The sequence below is a fragment of the Rhizobium sp. PK7-22 genome, from assembly GCF_056530405.1.
In genome coordinates this window covers 1706868-1725869 of sequence record NZ_CP096514.1, presented here as the reverse complement: position 1 = coordinate 1725869, position 19002 = coordinate 1706868, and the positions used below count along the sequence as shown (strand labels likewise).

23 protein-coding genes are annotated in these 19002 nt (G+C 64.6%); 8 read left to right on the top strand and 15 right to left on the bottom strand.

Features of this window, described 5'->3' with window-relative positions; genetic code table 11:
- Nucleotides 1-170: 170 nt before the first annotated feature.
- Nucleotides 171-326, bottom strand: a complete 156-nt coding sequence (locus M1E10_RS13045; protein ID WP_499176851.1) for a hypothetical protein — start codon at nt 324-326, stop codon at nt 171-173.
- A 297-nt stretch (nt 327-623) separates the two neighbouring features.
- On the opposite strand from M1E10_RS13045, the gene M1E10_RS13040 reads away from it, so the two are divergent.
- The gene (locus tag M1E10_RS13040; protein ID WP_499176849.1) at nt 624-2078 is read left to right on the top strand and encodes a phospholipase D-like domain-containing protein; all 1455 of its coding nucleotides are present in this window, start codon (nt 624-626) and stop codon (nt 2076-2078) included.
- A 64-nt stretch (nt 2079-2142) separates the two neighbouring features.
- Here the strand turns inward: M1E10_RS13040 and M1E10_RS13035 are convergent, their stop codons facing one another.
- Together M1E10_RS13035 and M1E10_RS13030 are read right to left on the bottom strand one after the other, a co-directional pair.
- Nucleotides 2143-2520 (bottom strand): hypothetical protein, encoded by a 378-nt coding sequence (locus tag M1E10_RS13035; RefSeq protein ID WP_499176847.1) that lies wholly within the window; start codon nt 2518-2520, stop codon nt 2143-2145.
- Nucleotides 2521-2646: 126 nt separating this feature from the next.
- Nucleotides 2647-3552, bottom strand: coding sequence for a LysR family transcriptional regulator (locus M1E10_RS13030; protein ID WP_499176845.1), 906 nt, complete (start codon nt 3550-3552; stop codon nt 2647-2649).
- Between the two features lie 101 nt (nt 3553-3653).
- Here M1E10_RS13030 and M1E10_RS13025 point away from each other — a divergent pair, with 101 nt between their 5' ends.
- From M1E10_RS13025 to M1E10_RS13015, 3 genes are all read left to right on the top strand, one after another.
- Complete coding sequence (locus tag M1E10_RS13025; protein WP_499176843.1) at nt 3654-4841, top strand: MFS transporter; 1188 nt, start codon at nt 3654-3656, stop codon at nt 4839-4841.
- Nucleotides 4842-4863: 22 nt separating this feature from the next.
- Nucleotides 4864-5901, top strand: a complete 1038-nt coding sequence (locus tag M1E10_RS13020) for an aldo/keto reductase (protein WP_499176841.1) — start codon at nt 4864-4866, stop codon at nt 5899-5901.
- Between the two features lie 95 nt (nt 5902-5996).
- Nucleotides 5997-6821 carry an aldo/keto reductase gene (locus M1E10_RS13015; protein ID WP_499176839.1) on the top strand — a complete coding sequence of 275 codons (825 nt, stop codon included), beginning with the start codon at nt 5997-5999 and terminating at the stop codon, nt 6819-6821.
- Between the two features lie 78 nt (nt 6822-6899).
- Here M1E10_RS13015 and M1E10_RS13010 read toward each other — a convergent pair whose 3' ends face one another.
- Together M1E10_RS13010 and M1E10_RS13005 are read right to left on the bottom strand one after the other, a co-directional pair.
- On the bottom strand, nt 6900-7754 hold the full coding sequence (locus M1E10_RS13010) for a class I SAM-dependent methyltransferase (RefSeq protein ID WP_499176838.1): 855 nt from the start codon (nt 7752-7754) through the stop codon (nt 6900-6902).
- A gap of 219 nt (nt 7755-7973) precedes the next feature.
- Nucleotides 7974-8654: a winged helix-turn-helix transcriptional regulator gene (locus M1E10_RS13005; protein ID WP_499176837.1), complete on the bottom strand. Its 681-nt coding sequence runs from the start codon at nt 8652-8654 to the stop codon at nt 7974-7976.
- 193 nt (nt 8655-8847) lie between these two features.
- Between M1E10_RS13005 and M1E10_RS13000 the strand changes: the two genes are divergently transcribed.
- Nucleotides 8848-9036 carry a hypothetical protein gene (locus M1E10_RS13000; RefSeq protein WP_499176836.1) on the top strand — a complete coding sequence of 63 codons (189 nt, stop codon included), beginning with the start codon at nt 8848-8850 and terminating at the stop codon, nt 9034-9036.
- Nucleotides 9037-9152: 116 nt separating this feature from the next.
- Here the strand turns inward: M1E10_RS13000 and M1E10_RS12995 are convergent, their stop codons facing one another.
- Together M1E10_RS12995 and M1E10_RS12990 are read right to left on the bottom strand one after the other, a co-directional pair.
- Nucleotides 9153-9542 (bottom strand): hypothetical protein, encoded by a 390-nt coding sequence (locus tag M1E10_RS12995; protein WP_499176835.1) that lies wholly within the window; start codon nt 9540-9542, stop codon nt 9153-9155.
- 92 nt (nt 9543-9634) lie between these two features.
- A complete protein-coding gene (locus M1E10_RS12990) occupies nt 9635-10615 on the bottom strand; it encodes a YihY/virulence factor BrkB family protein (protein WP_499176834.1) in 981 nt (326 codons plus the stop codon).
- A gap of 114 nt (nt 10616-10729) precedes the next feature.
- On the opposite strand from M1E10_RS12990, the gene M1E10_RS12985 reads away from it, so the two are divergent.
- Nucleotides 10730-12274 carry a helicase HerA-like C-terminal domain-containing protein gene (locus M1E10_RS12985; protein ID WP_499176833.1) on the top strand — a complete coding sequence of 515 codons (1545 nt, stop codon included), beginning with the start codon at nt 10730-10732 and terminating at the stop codon, nt 12272-12274.
- 48 nt (nt 12275-12322) lie between these two features.
- On the opposite strand, the gene M1E10_RS12980 is transcribed toward M1E10_RS12985, so the two are convergent.
- Nucleotides 12323-12628: an alkylphosphonate utilization protein gene (locus M1E10_RS12980; protein ID WP_499176832.1), complete on the bottom strand. Its 306-nt coding sequence runs from the start codon at nt 12626-12628 to the stop codon at nt 12323-12325.
- 218 nt (nt 12629-12846) lie between these two features.
- Between M1E10_RS12980 and M1E10_RS12975 the strand changes: the two genes are divergently transcribed.
- A complete protein-coding gene (locus M1E10_RS12975; RefSeq protein ID WP_499176831.1) occupies nt 12847-14103 on the top strand; it encodes a cation:proton antiporter in 1257 nt (418 codons plus the stop codon).
- 14 nt (nt 14104-14117) lie between these two features.
- On the opposite strand, the gene M1E10_RS12970 is transcribed toward M1E10_RS12975, so the two are convergent.
- The 7 genes from M1E10_RS12970 to M1E10_RS12940 form a co-directional block, all read right to left on the bottom strand.
- Entirely contained in the window at nt 14118-14924 is an 807-nt protein-coding gene (locus M1E10_RS12970) for a potassium channel family protein (RefSeq protein WP_499176830.1), read from the bottom strand.
- A gap of 61 nt (nt 14925-14985) precedes the next feature.
- Entirely contained in the window at nt 14986-15510 is a 525-nt protein-coding gene (locus M1E10_RS12965) for a sigma-70 family RNA polymerase sigma factor (RefSeq protein ID WP_499176828.1), read from the bottom strand.
- A gap of 80 nt (nt 15511-15590) precedes the next feature.
- A complete protein-coding gene (locus tag M1E10_RS12960) occupies nt 15591-15836 on the bottom strand; it encodes a hypothetical protein (RefSeq protein ID WP_499176827.1) in 246 nt (81 codons plus the stop codon).
- An 83-nt stretch (nt 15837-15919) separates the two neighbouring features.
- On the bottom strand, nt 15920-16267 hold the full coding sequence (locus tag M1E10_RS12955) for a hypothetical protein (RefSeq protein WP_499176826.1): 348 nt from the start codon (nt 16265-16267) through the stop codon (nt 15920-15922).
- A gap of 113 nt (nt 16268-16380) precedes the next feature.
- Nucleotides 16381-17190 carry a VOC family protein gene (locus tag M1E10_RS12950; protein ID WP_499176825.1) on the bottom strand — a complete coding sequence of 270 codons (810 nt, stop codon included), beginning with the start codon at nt 17188-17190 and terminating at the stop codon, nt 16381-16383.
- Between the two features lie 62 nt (nt 17191-17252).
- Complete coding sequence (locus M1E10_RS12945; protein WP_499176824.1) at nt 17253-17723, bottom strand: DUF1579 domain-containing protein; 471 nt, start codon at nt 17721-17723, stop codon at nt 17253-17255.
- A gap of 14 nt (nt 17724-17737) precedes the next feature.
- Nucleotides 17738-18469 carry a DUF899 domain-containing protein gene (locus M1E10_RS12940; RefSeq protein WP_499176823.1) on the bottom strand — a complete coding sequence of 244 codons (732 nt, stop codon included), beginning with the start codon at nt 18467-18469 and terminating at the stop codon, nt 17738-17740.
- 59 nt (nt 18470-18528) lie between these two features.
- Here M1E10_RS12940 and M1E10_RS12935 point away from each other — a divergent pair, with 59 nt between their 5' ends.
- A complete protein-coding gene (locus M1E10_RS12935; RefSeq protein WP_499176822.1) occupies nt 18529-18972 on the top strand; it encodes a MarR family winged helix-turn-helix transcriptional regulator in 444 nt (147 codons plus the stop codon).
- Nucleotides 18973-19002 lie beyond the last annotated feature (30 nt).

Sequence of the window (19002 nt, the reverse complement as noted above, 5' to 3'; positions counted from 1 at the left end):
GGGAGTGAAGGCCGCCGGCCTTGCCAAGGTCAAGGGGTTTCTTGCAGCCGGAGGCAAGCAGCCGCACGGGAGGACTTGCGCATTTGCCCTGCTTTGCAACGGTTTTGCGAAGGTCCAGCACCGAAATCTATCGGTGCATCACAAAATATCATGCGACGGGAGGTGGTCCGTCAGGAGCGAGACGGCGCCGGAAACAAAGGATTGCGGGGATTGACGGCCTCGTTGGGCCCGAACTCGATGCGGGAGGTGCCGAGCCGGTCGATCAGCACAAGGCTGAGGACGGAACCGAGCAGGAAGAGGAGGAACAACAGAAAAGGCCAGCGCATCAGGATCTCCGGGTCGGAACGCACAACACATCCACGGATAGCGCGCAGCCCGGACCTCGTGCCCAGACTGCCGCCAAACCCCATTCAGCGCAGGAATGCGTCCTGCTGATGGCGGTTCATCTTCTGGAGGATCAACGGCAGGCTTCGGCAGCTCTCGGGGCGGGACGTGACGGGGGGTCGTGTTGGCCACGGAACTCGCTAGGCGGTCAAACGTTCCCGCCCTGTCGCCTGGCGCGACGACGACGACCAAGACATCATCATCATCGATCTGACATCACCAAGCGGGGCTGACACGACATGACTTCGATTTTGTCCGAGGGCGAAAGCTGCTGGCGGGTGGCGCGGGCCGACCGCTTCTCCGTCATCATCGACGCGGCTGACTTCTTCCGGCTGGCGAAACAGTCGATGCTGAAGGCGAAGCGGTCGATCTACATGATCGGCTGGGACTTCGACACGCGCATTCGGCTCGAGCCGGACAACGAGAACGCCAAGCGCCCCGACAAGCTGGGACGCTTCCTCAACTCGCTTGCCAAGAACAACGCGGACCTCGACATCCGCATCCTGAAGTGGGACGTCGGGCTGATCGCCTCGATCACCCGCGGCGAGACGCCCTTCTATCTGCTGCGCTGGATCTTCAACAAGGGCATCCACCTGAAGCTCGACGGAGCGCATCCCTCGCTGGCGGCGCATCACATGAAGTTGCTCGTCATCGATGACCAGGTGGCCTTCTGCGGCGGCATCGACATGACGATCTGCCGCTGGGACACCCGCGAGCACCGGGAGAACGACCCGGCCCGCCGCTCTCCACGCGGCGGGCAGGAAGCTCCCTGGCACGACGCGACGTCCTGCTGTTCGGGGCCAGCGGCGGCCGCGCTTGCCGAGCTTGCCCGCAACCGCTGGCAAATGGCGACGGAGGAAAAGCTCGAGCCGGTGACGGTCGAGGGCGATCCATGGCCGGATGACCTGCGGGTGGAATACCGCGACATCGATGTCGGGATCGCCCGCACGGCGCCGGAATACAAGGACCGCAAGCAGATCGTCGAGATCGAGACGGCGAAGCTTGCCATCATCGCGGCCGCCAAGAAGACGCTCTACATCGAGAGCCAGTATTTCGCCTCCCGGCGTATCGCGCGCGCCATCGCCAAGCGCCTCGAGGAGCCCGACGGGCCGGAGGTCGTGATCATCAACCCGCAATCGGCGGATGGCTGGCTGGAAGCGAAAACCATGGATTCGGCCCGCATCCGGATGATGAAGCTCGTGAAGGAGGCCGACCGGCATGATCGGTTCCGGATCTTCTATCCGGTCAACGCGGCGGAAACCCCGATCTATGTGCATGCCAAGCTAATGATTGCCGACGACCGGATCCTGAAGATCGGCTCGGCCAATCTCAACAACCGGTCCATGGGCTATGACACCGAGTGCGACGTCATCATCGAGGCGGGCGAGGACCAGGTGGAACTGCGCCGGAGCGTGCTGCGCGAACGCAACGGCCTGCTGGCGGAGCATCTGGGGTGTACGGAAGAAGAGATCGAGGACACGCTGCGCGAAACCAATGGCTCGCTGATCGGCCTCCTCGATCGCCTGAACCGGGCCCACGGCCGTGGGCTTCGGCCGATCGAGATGCGGGAACTGACCGCGGACGAAGAGCTGGTGGTGGAGTCCGATGTCACCGATCCGGAACGTCCGGCCGGCGTCGACTACCGGCCGTCCCATTTCCTGCGCAACCGGTTCCGCGGCAAGACCGTCGCCTAGATGCCGATGGTCCGCGCCAGGCGAGCGCTTCCGAGCGGTCGGCTCCGGCGATCATTCCTTGCGATCAGCGACCGGCGCGGTTTTGCAACCACAGTTCCCGGACCGGATCGGCCTGCTCTTCGCTTTCGGTCGGGTCGCGGAACTCCTTGAAGACTGCCCACATCACCTTGACCTCGCTTTGCAGGATGGCGGTGGGGCGGATGCCGCCTCTGGCGAAGTTGCGGTATTTCTCGCCATAGGCCTTCAGGAAAATGGTTGCGGCATCGAGCATGGCCAGGGCCTTGGCGGCGCGGCGCTGCAGGTGGTCATGATCGCGCTCCAGCGCCTCGCAGCAATCGAGCAGCAGGCGGATGTCGGATACGGCGACCACCGCGGTATCCGCACCCGCCGTCTCTGCCTTCGCGCGCAGGCGGGCAACGGCATCCTGGTGCGTATGGCTCATGTGATGTCTCCGACGTGATTTGTGCGATTCCTGCCGGTGCCGCAGCGGACTGCCAGCTGAAGTTTCAACAGGGACTGACGCTTCCGAGGCCTTGCTTCAAGCCAGCAGACTCGACTGCTGACGCTTCTATGACACCTTGCCGCGTTCCGCCAGAAAATCCAGGAGCGCCCTAACCCGCGACGGCAGCGGGCCGCCCTGCCCGACGTAGATGGCGAAGAAATCCTCTTCGTCGCCGGCGCTGAAGTCCTCCAGGATCGGCACCAGCCGGCCGGCGCGGATGTCCTCGCGGATGACGAAGGCGCCCATGCGGACGATGCCGACACCGGCGACCGCCAACTGGCGCATGCCCTCCCCGTCGTTGACCTGAACAGTGCCGGCGGGGGTCACCGCATAGACTTCGCCGTCGACGCGAAAGGCCCAGTCGCGGACGCTGCGGGTATAGGCAAAGCGCAGCAGATTGTGGTGCGCCAGTTCGGAGGGATGCCGCGGCGTGCCGAAGCGCTTCAGATAGGCCGGCGATGCGGCGACCATCAGGCGCGTCTGCCCCAGCTTGCGGGCGACCAGGCTGGAGCTCTTCAGCGGTCCGGTGCGCACCGCGACATCGGCATGATCGGCCAGCAGATCGATGACGACGTCGGTCTGGGCAATGTCGAGCGTGACGCCCGGATAGAGCGCCAGGAATTCCGGCAGCAGCGGGTTCAGCACATGGGCGCAGTAGACGGAGCTGCTGTTGAAGCGGATGCGGCCGACCGCCTCCACCGCGGAGCCCGCGGCTCGCTCGGCATCCTCGATGCCGGCCAGCACCGCCGTGGAGCGTTCGAAGAACTCCCGCCCCTCCGGGGTCAGCTGCAGGTGGCGGGTCGAGCGGCTGAGCAGCCGGGCCCCGAGGCGCCTTTCCAGCCGGCCGATGAGCTTGCTCACCGCCGAGGGCGTCAGCGACAGGCTGCGGGCAGCCGCCGAGAAGCCGCCACTTTCGACGACGCGGACGAAGACTTCCATCTCCCCGGAGCGATTGATGTCGATTCGCGCCATTCGTGAACCCGGTTCATAGATGCTGTTCCTCCCGACAAGCTACATCACAGATGTGCATGGGTCTATCTGTCGCGCAACACTCCAACCGAACGAGAAAACCCATGCCTCTCGCACTCTATGCACTTACCGCCGGCGCCTTCGGGATCGGCGTCACCGAATTCGTCATCATGGGCCTGCTCCGGGAAGTCGGCGCCGACATGGGCGTCTCGATCGCCACCGCGGGCCTGTTGATCTCCGGCTATGCGCTCGGCGTCGTCTTCGGCGCCCCGACGCTGACGATCCTCACCGGCCGCTGGCCGCGCAAGACGGTGCTCGCCGGACTGATGCTGATCTTCATCGTCGGCAACATCATCTGCGCGCTGGCGCCTTCTTACGAGATCCTGATGGCGGCGCGCATCGTCACGGCGCTTGCGCACGGCACCTTCTTCGGGGTCGGCTCGGTGGTCGCCACCAAGCTCGTCGCGCCGGAGAAACGCGCGTCTGCGATCGCCATCATGTTCACCGGGCTGACGGTCGCCACCGTGCTTGGCGTGCCCTTCGGCACCTGGCTCGGACAGCAGTTCGGCTGGCGCTCCACCTTCTGGGCGGTCTCGCTCGTCGGACTGGCGGCGTTTGCCGTCATCGCCGCGCTGCTGCCGAAGGACGAGGGCAAGCCGGAGGCTTCGGACTGGCGCCGGGACCTCAAGGCCATCTCGCGCCTGCCGGTGCTGCTCGGCCTCATGACCACCGTGCTCGGCTATGCCGGCGTCTTCGGGGTGTTCACCTATATCGCGCCGCTTTTGACGCAGGTTGCCGGACTGTCGGATGCCGCCGTCTCGCCGATCCTGCTCGTCTTCGGGCTGGGACTGATTGCCGGCAACCTGCTCGGCGGCAGGCTTGCCGACCGCAACCTGCGCCGGACCGTGCTGGTGACGCTCGCTCTGCTTGGCGTGACGCTGGCGCTGATGCCGACGGCCTTCCTCAGCCCGGTGCTGACGGTGGCCTTCGTCGGCCTGCTCGGCCTCACCGCCTTTGCCACCGTCGCGCCGCTGCAGATGTGGGTGCTCGGCAAGGCAGAAGGAGCCGGCGAACAGCTCGCCTCCAGCTTCAACATCGCCGCCTTCAACCTCGGCAATGCGCTCGGCGCCTGGGTCGGCGGGCTGGCGATCGAACACGGACCTGGGCTGGCGTCCATCCCCTATGTCTCCGCCCTCTTCCCCGTCGCCGCCCTTGTTGTCGCGCTCGTCTCGATGCGGGGCGAAAGGCAAGACGAGAAGCAAGCGAACCGCCCCGCCTTCTCGACGCACTGAACCCGCTCAAAGGAACACCACCATGGAATATCGCAGTCTCGGAAAATCCGGCCTCAAGGTGCCGGTCCTCAGCTTCGGTGCCGGCACGTTCGGCGGGTCCGGCCCGCTCTTCAGCCACTGGGGGACGACGGACGTCGCCGAAGCCCGCCGCCTCGTCGACATCTGCCTAGAGGCCGGCGTCAACCTGTTCGACACGGCGGACGTCTATTCGAACGGCGCGTCCGAGGAAGTGCTCGGCGAGGCGATCAAGGGCCGACGCAGCGACGTGCTGATCTCCACCAAGGCGAGCCTGCCGACCGGCGACGGCGCCAATGACTGGGGCTCGTCGCGCTCGCGCCTGATCGGTGCGGTGGACGCCGCCCTGAAGCGGCTCGGAACCGACCACATCGACATTTTCCAGCTGCATGCCTTCGATGCCTCGACACCCGTGGAGGAAGTCGTCTCGACGCTGGACCGGCTCGTGGCGGACGGCAAGCTGCGCTACATCGGCGTTTCCAACTTCTCCGGCTGGCAGATCATGAAGTCGCTCGCCGCCGCCGACCGGCACGGGCTGACGCGCTATGTCGCCAACCAGGTCTACTACTCGCTCCTCGGGCGCGACTACGAATGGGACCTGATGCCGCTCGGTGCCGACCAGGGGCTCGGTGCACTCGTCTGGAGCCCGCTCGGCTGGGGCCGGCTCACCGGCAAGATCAGCCGCAGCAAGCCCGTTCCTTCTGGCAGCCGCCTGCACGAGACGGCCGATTTCGGCCCGCCGGTGCAGGAAGAACACCTCTACCGCGTCGTCGACATGCTGGAAGAGATCGCGGCCGAAGCGGAGAAGACCGTGCCGCAGGTGGCGATCAACTGGCTCGTCGGCAGGCCGACCGTCTCCTCGGTCATCATCGGCGCCCGCAACGAGGAGCAGCTTCGCCAGAACCTCGGCGCGATCGGCTGGTCGCTGACGGAGGACCAGGTCCGAAGGCTCGATGAGGCGAGCGCGGTGACGGCCCCCTACCCGCATTTCCCTTACCGCCGGCAGGAGGGCTTTGCCCGCCTCGATCCGCCGCTCGCCGGCTGAGGATCGACGTCTGCCGGTTGACCCGAATCCCGAAAGGCCCATGTAAAGGGGGCCTTTCCTCCGGCTTCTAACCGGCTTTTCCAAGGGAGTTTTTCATGCATACTGTCAGCGCAAACGGCGCCCATATTCCAGCCCTCGGCTTCGGCACATTCCGCATGCCGGACGAGGACGTTCACCGGGTGCTGCCGCAGGCCCTGAAGCTCGGCTTCCGGCATGTCGACACCGCGCAGATCTACAAGAACGAGGCGGCCGTCGGCGATGTTCTCGACAGCTCGGGCATTCCCCGCGACGAGATCTTCCTGACCACCAAGGTCTGGGTCGACCGGGTCGGGCACGATGCCTTCATCGCCTCCGTCGACGAGAGCCTTGCCAAGCTGAAGACCGACTACGTCGATCTCCTCCTGCTGCACTGGCCGCAGAGCGAGATGCCGCTCGCCGACCGCATGGGGGCGCTCAACGAATTGCGCGACGCCGGCAAGGTGCGGGAGATCGGCGTCTCTAACTTCTCCACCGCCCTGATGGCGGAAGCCGTCAGCCTGTCGGATGCGCCTATCGTCACCAACCAGGTGGAGTTTCACCCCTATCTCGACCAGACGAAGGTGATCGAGGAGGCCGCCAAGACCGGCATGTCGGTGACCGCCTATTACCTGATGGCCGATGGCAAGGTGCCGCAGGACGAGGTGCTGAAGGATATCGGCGCCAGGCACGGCAAGACCGCGGCCCAAGTGACGCTGCGCTGGGCCGTGCAGCAGGACGATGTGGTCGCGCTTTCCAAGACCGCCACCGAGAGCCGTCTGCAGGAGAACCTCGCGATCTTCGACTTCGCGCTCAGCGACGACGAGATGGCCGAGATCCGCGCGCTTGCCCGTCCCGACGGTCGCATCCTCAACCCCGGCCATCTCGCGCCGAAGTGGGATTGACAGCAAACAGCCGCCGGATCGCTCCGGCGGCTTCCTTGCTTCAGAGCCTGTGATCTCTGGCCGATGGAGGCCGCTGCGTCAGCTCTTGACGACGATCACCTCGAGATAGTCACTCGGCGCCACCATGGTGCCGTCGGCCGCGACGTTGAAGCGGTCGATCAGCGCCAGCAGATCGTCGGCGAGTGCCTGCTGCTTCTGCTCTCCGCCGAGCGCTTCGAAGGCCTTGTGGACCGGGCCGTACCAGGTGCGGAAGATCTCCAGCCAGTGGTCGGGCGAGCGGTAGCGAAAGGTGAAGCTGCGCGGGGTGGCGATCACCTTCGCGTCGGCGCCGAACAATTCCTCCAGGCGCTCCTGCGTGCCCCAGAGCGCGGGCGACTTCACCCCCTGCGGCGGCGGCAGATGCTGGCCGATGGTCTTGAACAGCTGGCCGATGAAGCCCGCCGGCGTCCAGTTGGCGAGCACTATGCGCCCGCCCGGTCGCACCACGCGCAGCATCTCGCGGGCGGCCCGGTCCTGGTCGGGGGTGAACATCACGCCGAAGCTGGAGAGGACCGCATCGAAGGCTTCCGCCGCGAACGGCAGGCTTTCGGCGTCGGCGAGCTGGAAATCCACGGTCAGCCCTTCTGCCATCGCCCGGCGGCGGCCGCCGTCGAGCAGCGCCTGGACGTAGTCCGTCGAGGTGACGTTGCACCAGCGGCGGGCGGCTGCCAGCGTCGCATTGCCGTTGCCGGCGGCGACATCCAGAACCCGCTCGCCGGAGCGGAGGTCTGCAGCCTCGCAGAGGGTTTCGCCGACGATCTGCAGCGTCGTGCCGACGATGGCATAGTTGCCGGACGACCAGGCCAGCTGCTGGCGCGCCTTCAGCGCGGCGAGATCGGGGGCGGGTGTCGCAGCGGGGGTCAGGCTGGACACGGTGGCAAGGTTGGCATTCATTTCGTTATCTCCCGGATGGGGCAGCGCAACAGGCGACCGTGGCCGCGCATCCGTGCTGCCGAGATGGCTTCGACTGGAAAGGTGCTGGGCAGGAGCGGCAGCGCGACTTCTCGCTGGCCCGCTCTTCATCTGCCAACTGCCGCGAGTGTGGCGCATCCCGCCCCGTTCGGCCCAGTGTAGAAACTGTAGCGGCGGGGTACAGAAACTGTAGCGCGGCGATCAGGCGGCGTAGGAGCTGCGCACCATCCAGTTGCCGATCGCGCTTGCGATGTGGCGGTCGCCGATCAACTCGATGCGGCCCCGGGCAATCTCCAGGTCCAGGCTGGAGAGCCCGAGCCAGGCCGAGGTCATCGCCTTCAGGTCGGCGGTGATGAAGAGATCGACGTCGTGGCCCGGATCGACGAGACAGAGATCGACGGGGGTGCCGGGGCGAGCGACCAGCCAGTAGCTCTGCTCGTCGTGTGGCAGTTCCGGGAAGATGAACTGGACGACGCTGCGGCGGCCCTGCGGCAGGGCGACGCTGTTGACCTTGCGCCGCAGGTTCCACATCAGCACGCGGGCATCGAGATGTTCCAGCGTCACATCGGCGTTGACGTTGCGATGGGCCCATTTGCCGAGTGCGAAGAGGATCGGTTCGAGTTCGTTGGCGATCGCGGTCGGCCGATAGTGAACCTCGCCGGCGACCTCGTCCCGGCAGCGCGCCACGAGGCCACGCTCCTCCATCTCGCGCAGCCGCTTCGACAGCAGCGTCGGCGACATGCCCGGCAGGCCTCGGCGGATCTCGTTGAAGCGGGTGGAGCCGGACCAGAGTTCGCACAAGAGCAGCATCGTCCATCGCGGGGCCAGCAGTTCGCAAGCCTTGGCGATGGGGCAAAACAGGCTGTAGCCATCATTGGACATGATGCACCCTCTCCGGACGCGGATTATCCGCCTCGAAAAGGAGATCGTCCAGTACAGAAACTGTACCGTGGTGATGCGGCTCCGCTTATCGATCAGCCGCCTTGCAAGAAGCGCGACTCGCAGCGGAGATCGCTCGTCATCGTCTGGACGCCACGCGGTGCAGACCAGCGGATCATCCGCATGAGAAAAGCCAATGACCAAGAGCAGAAAGCCTGTGGCGCCACACTTGCCAATCCGTGACGGGGATGCGCCGGATCTCAGCGAGAGCCCGTGGGCGGAGAAGCTTGCTGCGGCCTCCGTCCTGCGCGAACGTCCCACCAGCACGCAGACAGAGGTTTCGACGACGATCCAGCCGGATGCCGATGTGCTGGATGAGTTTTGAGCCGGGGGGCAGGATGGCAGTCGCGGATCAATCAGCCGCTTCGGGACTGGCTTTCCAGGAACTGAAAAAGCCGCCGGAGCGATCCGACGGCTTTTTGGATGCTACTGCGAATTCGATCAGACGAACTGGCTGAGGCCCGGAACCGAGGCGACGACCGTGTCGACGGTCTCGTCGCCGGCGTGCTCGCGGGCAACCTTGATGGTTTCCTTGGCGAGGCCGGTGATTTCGCCCATGCCGAGGCCGAGGCTCATCAGCTGCTGGCCGAGCGCCATGACGCCGCCGCCGAAGCTCGACATCAGACCGCCGAGCAGACCGCCGCCGCCCGAGCCTTCGCCGTTGAACTTGGCCACCAGCTCCGGGGCGCCTGGGATGGCGGTGATCATCCTGGCGACCGCGGCTTCGTCGGCTTCGCGCTGCAGGAAGCCGAGCATCATGCCGACGGCTTTCTCGGCGGTGTCGGGTGCGATGCCGACGTTGTCGGCGACGCGGGTCACGAGTTCATTCATGAGATTCTCCTCAATGCTTTGACGTTAACGTCAACGTAATATGGAACTTCCGGCGGCGTCCAGCGCCAAATGCGCAGATCCACGGAGAAGGTTCAAGTGGAAGCCTTGCCGAGATGGTCGGCCATATAGGCGCCGCGTTTGCCCATCGGCTCGTCCGGACCGGTGGTCGTATCCTGCGCCGTCTGATGCTCCAGCTCGGCGTTCAATTCGGCGCCGATGAGGACGATGACGACCGAGATCCAGGTCCAGACCATGAAACCGATCAAGGCGCCGAGCGTGCCGTAAGTGGCATTGTAATCGGCGAAGTTGGAGAGGTAGTAGGAGACGGCGAGCGAGGCGATCAGCCAGAAGAGCGTGGCAAACCCCGTGCCCCAGCTCAGCCAGCGCGCCTTGGCCGGCTCGCGGCTCGGGCCGTAGCGGTAGAGCAGTGCAATGCCACCCATGATGAACACCAGCATCAGCGGCCAGCGCACGAGGCTGATCACCGTTTCCGCCCAGCTGCCGATGGAGAGGAACGCAAGGACAGCGGGAACGACTCCGACGGCGACAACAAGGACGAGAACAAGGATCATCGCACCGAGCGTGAACAGCAGCGAGACGCCGGTCAGCTTCAGGAAGCTGCGTTTCTCGCTTTCCTGATAGGCGACATTCATCGCCTCGAACAGCGCCTTCATGCCGTTGTTGGAGCTCCACAGCGCAATCCCCAGACCCGCGATCAGGCCGATGCTGAGCGTCGAACTGTCCTGGGAGGCGAGCGAACGCAGCTGTTCGATGAAAATGTTCAGCGCATCGCTGGGCATCACCGTGCCGAGGAACTGGATGCGCTCGGCGATCTGGCTCGGATTGGCAACGAAACCGTAGAGCGACACCAGCGCGGAAACGGCCGGGAAGAGCGCCAGCAGCAGATAATAGGTGACGCCGGCGGCAACCAGCATCACGCGGTCCTCGTTGATCGCCGCATACAGGCGCCAGAAGACATCCTTCAACCCCTTCGCCGGAATTTCGTGTGGCGTCCTGGCTTCGCGCCCATGTCCCGGCTCGCGATTTTCCGCTGCGACTGCATCGTCCTGCACGTATCTGCTCCCTTACCCTTGAACCTCGACATGCGCCGCGGCGCTACCGTTGCCGGAGCGTGCAGCGCCATCTATAACCCTTGCTGCGTAACGTCGCGAGGGAGAGCCAGTTGCATGAGTGATGAAGGAAAACTGTTTCTGGGCGGCAGCCGAAACCCCGACGATTCCTTCAACAAGGCAGAATTTCTCGATCTGCGGTTCGGCAACCGGCACGGGCTGGTCACCGGCGCGACCGGAACCGGCAAGACGGTGACGCTGCAGATCCTGGCGGAAAGCTTCTCCAGTGCCGGCGTGCCGGTGTTCTGCTCGGACATCAAGGGCGACCTTTCGGGGATTGCCGTGCAGGGCGAGGAAAAGGATTTTCTTCTCAAGCGCGCCGAGGAGATCCGGTTTTCCGACTACGACTTCGACGCCTTTCCGACGATCTTCCTCGATCTCTACGGCGAGAAGGGCCACCGGGTGCGCACCACGATCGCCGAAATGGGGCCGCTGCTGCTTGCCCGGCTGATGGATGCGACCGACGCGCAGGAAGGCGTGCTCAACATCGCCTTCAAGATCGCCGACGAGGGCGGCATGGCGCTTCTCGACCTCAAGGACCTGCAGGCGCTGCTCAATTACATGGGCGAGCATGCGAGCGAGATCTCCAACCGCTACGGCTTCGTCTCCAAGGCATCGGTCGGCTCGCTGCAGCGCGGGCTGCTGGTGCTCGAACAGCAGGGGGCGGAGCATTTCTTCGGCGAGCCGGCGCTGGAGATTTCCGACCTGATGCGCACCAGCCAGGACGGACGCGGCATGATCACGGTGCTTGCCGCCGACAGGCTGATGAACAATCCCCGGCTCTATGCCACCTTCCTGCTGTGGCTGCTCTCGGAGCTCTTCGAGGAGCTGCCGGAAGTGGGCGATCCGGAAAAGCCAAAGCTGGTGTTCTTCTTCGACGAGGCGCATCTGCTCTTCAACGAGGCGCCGAAGGTGCTGGTCGAGCGGGTCGAGCAGGTGGTGCGGCTGATCCGCTCCAAGGGCGTGGGCGTCTATTTCGTGACGCAGAACCCGCTCGACGTGCCCGAGACGGTGCTTGCCCAGCTCGGCAACCGGGTTCAGCATGCGCTGCGCGCCTATACGCCGCGCGAGCAGAAGGCGGTGAAGACGGCGGCCGAAACCTTCCGGGCCAATCCGGACTTCGATACCGGCGAGGCGATCACGGCGCTCGGCACCGGCGAGGCGCTGGTCTCGACGCTGGAGGACAAGGGTGCGCCGTCGGTGGTGGAGCGGACGCTGATCCGCCCGCCGTCCTCTCGCATCGGCCCGATCACGGATGCGGAACGGGTGCGGATCATCGAAGAAAGCCCGATCGCCGGCCGCTACGACCGCGACGTCGACCGGGAGTCGGCCTACGAGATTCTGATGGCGCGGGCGGCGAAGGCTACGGCCGCGAAGGAGGAGACCGAGGAAGATCCCGCAGACAGCGCCGCCGGGCGCTGGAGCCTGCCTGGCTTCGGCGACGCGCCGGAGGAGAAGTCAAAACCCAGCCGCAGCTCCGGACGCACCGGCTACCAGCGCGAGACGGTGGTGGAGGCGGCGATGAAGAGTGCGGCGCGCTCGGTCGCCAATTCGCTGGGGCGGGCCATCGTGCGTGGGTTGCTGGGCAGCCTCAAGCGGTAAAGCCGGGGGCGCAAGGTCCCTCCCCGGCTCGAGCCGCCAGACTTGATCTCAGCGCTTGCGGACGAATTCGGTCCGCAGCACGAGGCCCTTGATGGCGTCGTGGCGGCAGTCGATCTCTTCCGGGTTTTCGGTCAGCCGGATCGAGCGGATGACGGTGCCCTGCTTCAGCGTCTGGCCGGCGCCCTTGACCTTGAGGTCCTTGATCAGGGTAACGCTGTCGCCATCCTGGAGAAGTGTGCCCGAGGCGTCGCGGACCTCAAGGTTGGTCGCACCGGCGGCCGCTGCAATTTCGGAGGCAGGGCGCCATTCGCCGGTGACCTCGTCGTAGATGTAATCGTCGTTGTCGGCTGCCATGTCGGATGCTCCTGAGGCGCGGGATACGCGCGTATCATTGCCGCGCTATAGCAGCCGTGCGATCCTGCGCAAGTTGCGAGGTTTCGCATCCGCAGGATGGGCGAGCCACCGCAGAGGAATTCGGTCGACGTTTGCAGGGAACGGGAAAGGGCGGCGCGCCGTTGCCCCTCCCCGGACACGCCGTTCCGCCCTTCACCTCGCACACGAAAAGCAGACGCATGGACGCCTACATCATTATCCTGACGCTGCTCGGCGCGGTCATCCTGCTGACGGCGTGGCTGCCGATGGTGCTGCGCGAGCTGCCGATGTCGCTGCCGATCTTCTGCATCGTCATTGGCGCGCTGTTTTCCTGGTCGCCTGTTGCTCCCTTCGCCGTCAACCCGCTGGAAAACCGCTATCTGACGGAGCATCTGACCGAATTCGTGGTGATCGTGTCGCTGATGGGGGCCGGCCTCAAGCTGGACCGCCCGTTCGGCTGGATGAACTGGCGGACGGTATGGCGGCTCTTGGGCATCGCCATGCCGCTGACGATCGCGGCCATCGCCTTCCTCGGCGCCTGGATGCTCGCCCTGCCGCTCGCCTCGGCGGTGCTGCTCGGCGCGGTGCTGGCACCGACCGACCCGGTGCTTGCCTCCGACATCCAGGTGGGGCCGCCGAAGACGGGAGAAGAGGACGAGGTGCGCTTTTCGCTGACGGCGGAAGCCGGGCTGAACGACGGGCTGAGCTTTCCCTTCGTCTACCTCGCCATCGGGCTCGCGGCGGTTGCTGACCGCGGTTATGGCGATGTTCTCTGGACGTGGTTTAGCGTCGATGTGGTCTGGCGGCTGGTGGCCGGTCTCGTCGTCGGCTGGCTCACGGGTCGTTTCCTCGCCTTCCTCACCTTCCGGCTGCCGCAGCGGGCGAGCCTGTCGCGGACCGGCGAAGGCCTGGTAGCCCTCGGCATCACCTGCCTCTGCTACGGCCTGACGGAACTCGTGCACGGCTACGGGTTTCTTGCCGTCTTCGTCGCCGGTGTGACCTTGCGCTCGGTGGAGCGCCAGCATTCCTACCACAAGAGCCTGCACGACTTTGCCGAACAGATCGAGCGGCTCTTGATGATGGTGCTGATCGTCTGCTTCGGCATGATCCTCGGCGACGGGCGCATCTTCGCGGCGATCAGCTGGGAAATCGTCGTGGTCGCCGTCATGACGATCTTCCTGATCCGGCCGCTGTTCGGCTGGCTCAGCCTGATCGGCCTGCCCAACCGGGCCAGCGAAAAGGCGGTGATCAGCTTCTTCGGGATCCGCGGCCTCGGCTCGTTCTATTACCTGGCTTTTGCTACGGGGCAGATCAGCTTCGGTACCGAACCGACGCTCTGGATCACGGTCTTCCTGATCGTGCTGATCTCGATCGTGGTGCACGGCGTGTCGGCGACGCCCGTGATGCGGCGGATGGACGGAAACCGGTGGAACACCGAACTGGCGGAGAAAGGCTGAGGGCGGACGCCGGCTCAATCGCCATCGTCGGGAATATTGAGGATCTCGCCGCATGCCTTGCAATGCACCGCGTCGGAATCATGCCGCTGCAGGCCGCAGCGTGGACAGGGGTAATGCACCTTGTTCGGGCGTACCACCGCCTGCGCCAGGCGCACGAAGAGTGATATGCCGACGATCATGGTGACGACGGATGTGAGCTTGCCGGCCGTGCCCGGCAGGGTGATATCGCCAAAGCCGGTGGTGGTGATGGTCGCCACGGTGAAATAGAGCGCGTCGACGAAACCTTCCTCGCCCGGCCGGTTATAGAAAAAGCTCGTATAGACAAAGCCGGTCACGATGAAGAGGAAGACGAGGAGATTGATGAGTGCGCGCACCACATCCAGAAGATGCGGATAGCCGGCGCGCCGCAACCCCACCCGCAGGAGCGTGCTGTTGCCGATCGCCCAAAGCCGCATGGCCCTGAGGAAGGCGAAGTTGTAGAGCACGTGCGGGAAGAGTAGCGTCGCCAGGATTATGGTGTCGATCCATGTCATCGGCCGACGCAGCAGAACGCCCCAGCTCGGCGCCGCGATGATGCGCAGAAGGAGTTCTGCGCCGATCCAGACGGCGATCATGTAGTCGATGATCAGGTAGGAGGGTCCGGCGCGCAGGTAGGGGCCGAACAGGAAGAAGGCGAGTATCGCCAGGTCGACGACGGCAAAAAGCGCCTGCCAGCGAAGCGCCATGGCATCCTTGCCCCGCTCGATGCGCTGCAGGGTGTTCCGAAAGAGATGGAACTGCGGTGCGGAGCCGGGGTTTGCGTCGGATCTTGGAAATATCATGCCCGCAACATAGCGGACACGGGAGGCGCATCAAGCGGAGCCGGATTGCAATCGCCGCGGATCAATGAATTCCCATCGTCCCGTTGACGCCGTCTTCTCCGAGGCTCTTGAGGATGGCACTGCGGGCCCGGTTCACCCGGCTCTTGATCGTGCCGATCGGGCAGTCGTAGCGGGACGCGGCGTCTTCGTAGCTCTCTCCGCGCATCAGCACGGTTTCGAAGGCATCGCGGTAGTGGGCCGGGAGGGACGCCAGTGCACGGTGGAATTCCTGCGCCCGGATGGACCACTCCTGCGGCGCATCAATGGCGCGGTTGAGCGAAGCACAATCCTCGATGCCGACAAACTCGCGCTTGCCCTGGCCGTAGCGGGTGCAGAAGGTGTTGCGCATGATGGTGAACATCCAGGACTTCAGACTGGTGCCGGGCCGGAACTTGTCCAGGTTGGCCAAGGCGCGCAACAATGTCTCCTGCACGAGGTCGTCGATATCACTCGGATTGGGATAAAACCGCCGTGCAAAACTCCGCAACGGCGGGACCAGCTTGAGAACTTCCACCTGAAGATGTTCGTGGACGACGTGTTCTGTCATGGCAATCTCCCGTATCTATAAATTGAATACGCGAGCTTGAGGATCGTTCCGCGCCGAACGAAATTTCCCGGGTCACCGTGTCACGCGGGGTAGCGAAACCGGAACCGCGGCCCACGATCCGCCATCAGGCTCGTCAGTTCCGCCAGCTTGCGCGGATCCGTGAGCCCGAAGCAGTAAAGGCGCAGAACGATCTTCGCCACCTCTTCCGGATCGTGTTCACGATGACGGGCTTCATCGCAATTCGTCACAGCCCGCACTGCCGCGTGAAGGATCTGCAGATCCTCGGCGAGCAGGATTTCCGGATAAAAAAATGGATCTGCGGACATGACGGTTCCTCTCTTCCTGACACAAGGAAAACTCCCGTTCTGCACGATCCTATGTGCGGTCGATGAAACTTCAACAACAAATGTTACTGAAGCGTCGTCTCCGTTGCGCCGAGAAGATGGTGGACGATGGCATTGATCGCTTCCGGTTCAGCCGAACAGGTAAAACCGCCCTTGATGGTGCCGGGCCGGGATGTGGCGAAAAGCGCCGGCACGCCGACGGCATCGAAAAGCTCGACGACATCGAAGAGCGCCTTGGCGTGGTAGCCGACATCGATGATGGCGCCGTCAAGCTCGGTGCCAACAAGGGTTGCCGCCAGATCGGTAGCGGCAACCGGCCCCTGCAGATCGACGCCAACGCCGGCGAATGCCTGAAGGACGGCGGGCGTGAGGAAGGATGGTGGGCCCACCACCATCAGTCTGATCCTGCGCATCGCTACCTTTTCGCTCGCTTAGCGCCCACGCGAGAAGGGCATGAGCTTCATCGGGCCTATCTTAAGGACAGCCGCATGAACCTACCTTTAACAGAAATCTTCAACAGAGCTCGTTATTTTCGTGCTGAAACCAGGCAGAAGAAGGCGCCCTGCGGATCCGTGCAGTGGGCGATCCAGGTGTTGCCGGGCACTTCCATCGGGCCGTTGACAACCACGCCGCCGGCAGTCCTCACCCGTTCGATCGCCGCGTCCAGCCCGTCGACGCTGAAGTAATAGACCCAGCAGGGCATCGGCACGCTTTCCGGCCGCGCCATCATGCCGCCAATCGCCTTGCCGTGCTCGGCGAAGATCCGGTAGGCGCCCATCGGGCCCATGTCGTGGTCATGGTCCTTCGTCCAGCCGAAGATGCCGGCATAGAAGCCGAAGGCCTCCTCCAGGTCGTCCGCATAGAGCTCGTACCAGCCGACGGTGCCGGGAGCACCCTCGGGCGCCATCGGCATGTCGTCCATGGGCAGCGGCGCCATGATGCAGATGACCGCGCCGTGTGGATCGCCCACGACGGCAAAGCGGCCGACGCCGGGGATGTCGTCCGGCGGGCGATGGATCTTGCCGCCGCCCGTCTCGAAGGCTTGCGCCGTCCGGTCGACGTCGTCGACGGCGACATAGCCGGTCCAGTTTGGCGGCACCTGGCCGGCAAGCTCGGCGGGCAGGGTCATCATGCCGCCGATGCCGGGGCATCCTTCGCCTTCGCCGATCTCGAAGAGGTGATACGTCATCCCCTCCCCCATCGGCATGGCCTTGACGGACCAGCCGACGACGGCACTGTAGAATTGGCCGGCGGCTTGCGTGTCGGTGGTCATCAGTTCGCACCAGATGAACTTGCCGTGCGTCTCGCTTGTGGTGTTCCTTGCAGTCTGCAGCATTCTGACCTCCTCTGTCGGGTCACGGTCGAGGTTCAAGCGACCTGGGTCGCAAAGACATTGATCTAGGACGTCCGGGCGTAGCGGGCTTCCATGAACTGGTTCCAGCTGCCGTCCGGCTGCTTGGCGCTCGAGGTGAAGATCCGGTGGTCGTCGTCGGTGAAGACGATCTGCTCCCGGTAATCGCCCGTCTTGTTTGGATCGGCAAAATCCGGCCCGGTGGTGTAGAGGCTGAGGGTGGTCCCATCGGCGGAGACCTCGCCTTCGTAGACCCACATGTGGAACATCATCGAGCCGATCCAGCTGCCGACATATCTGCCTTTCGCGGGATCGAAGCCGAGCGTCAGGACGGTCGTCGCCGCGCCGCCGCCGGGCATGTCTCCGCTGCCTTCCGCGACGAACCAGATGCCGTGCAGCGAGCGGACCACCTCGGTCCAGGGATCGTCGCCGGTCATGTCCTTGACGGTCACCTCCCAGGTGCCGACCATTTTCTGCAGGAAGCCGTGCTCCGGCTGTGGCTTTGGCATTTCCATCATCGTCGGGTCCTCCCTCAATGGCAGCAGGCGGCTGCAAGCTTCGGCGTTTCCTCGTATTCGTCGTGACGCTTGACGAAGTGCATGGTGCTGTCCTCGTTGCGGCCGAGCGGTGCGCGGTCGAGGATCATCAGCGTGCCGATGAGTTCCTCCGCACCGCGGGCATAGGTGGAATAGGTATGGAAGACCTCTCCTTCATCGTTGCGGTAGAAGGCGCTCAAACCCGGCAGTTCGTCATGGGCATCGGCGCTGGCGATGGCAGCGAAGTTGTAGACGACCTTGTCCTTCGCCAGGTCCTCCTTCGTGAAGGATACGTGATAGTCGAAGTTGAAGTCGCTGCCGTGGGACGAGGCCCAGGGGAACTTCCATCCCATGCGCCGCCTGTAGGCCTCGATCTTGGCCAGCGGCGCCTGCGACACGGCCGTCAGCGTCACATCGTGGTGGTTGAGGTGCGCCAGCGTGCCGTCCAGATGGTCGGCCAGGAAGGAGCAGCCGACGCAGCCGGCATCCCAGTCCGGCCCGAGCATGAAGTGGTAGACCAACAGCTGGCTGCGCCCGGCAAAGAGATCGGAGAGGGACTTCCTCCCCTCGGGCGTGTCGAAGCTGTATTCCTTGTCTACCTTGACCCAGGGAAGCGCTGCGCGCTCGGCGCGGTTGCGGTCGCGCAGGCGGGTTTCCTCCTTCTCCTTCAGGAGCAGTGCGCGGCGGGCGTCCAGCCACTCTTCGCGCGATACGACGGCATGCTGCATGACCTTTCCTCCAAAGCTCATTTGCTTGACATTTACGTTGATATCAACATATATGAGCCATGTCAAACGATGTCCTGATTCCCTTCTCCACGACCCTCCATGTGCGCGACACGTGCCTGTGCCTTCACGTGCAGCGGGCAGCACGGGCGCTGGCCCGGCGGTTCGACAACGCCCTGAAGCCGGTCGGGCTGAACAACGGGCAGTTTTCGCTGATGATGGCGTTGAACCGTCCGGAGCCTGCACCCATGGGGCCGGTCGCCCATATGCTGGCCATGGACCGGACAACGCTGACCGCCGCGATCAAGGTGCTGGAGCGGCGCGGGTGGGTTGAAACACTGCCCGCCCCGAAGGACGGGCGCAGTCGGCTGATGCGCCTGACGGCGGACGGCACCGCGATCCTCTCGGCGGCCCTGCCGATCTGGACGCGGGTACATGGCGAGCTCGACGAGGAGATCGGGCCGGAGATGGCGCCGCTGCGGAAGACGCTGGGGGAGATCCGGTAGCAAGCGTCGCGCGGCTGTCGACGCCACGAA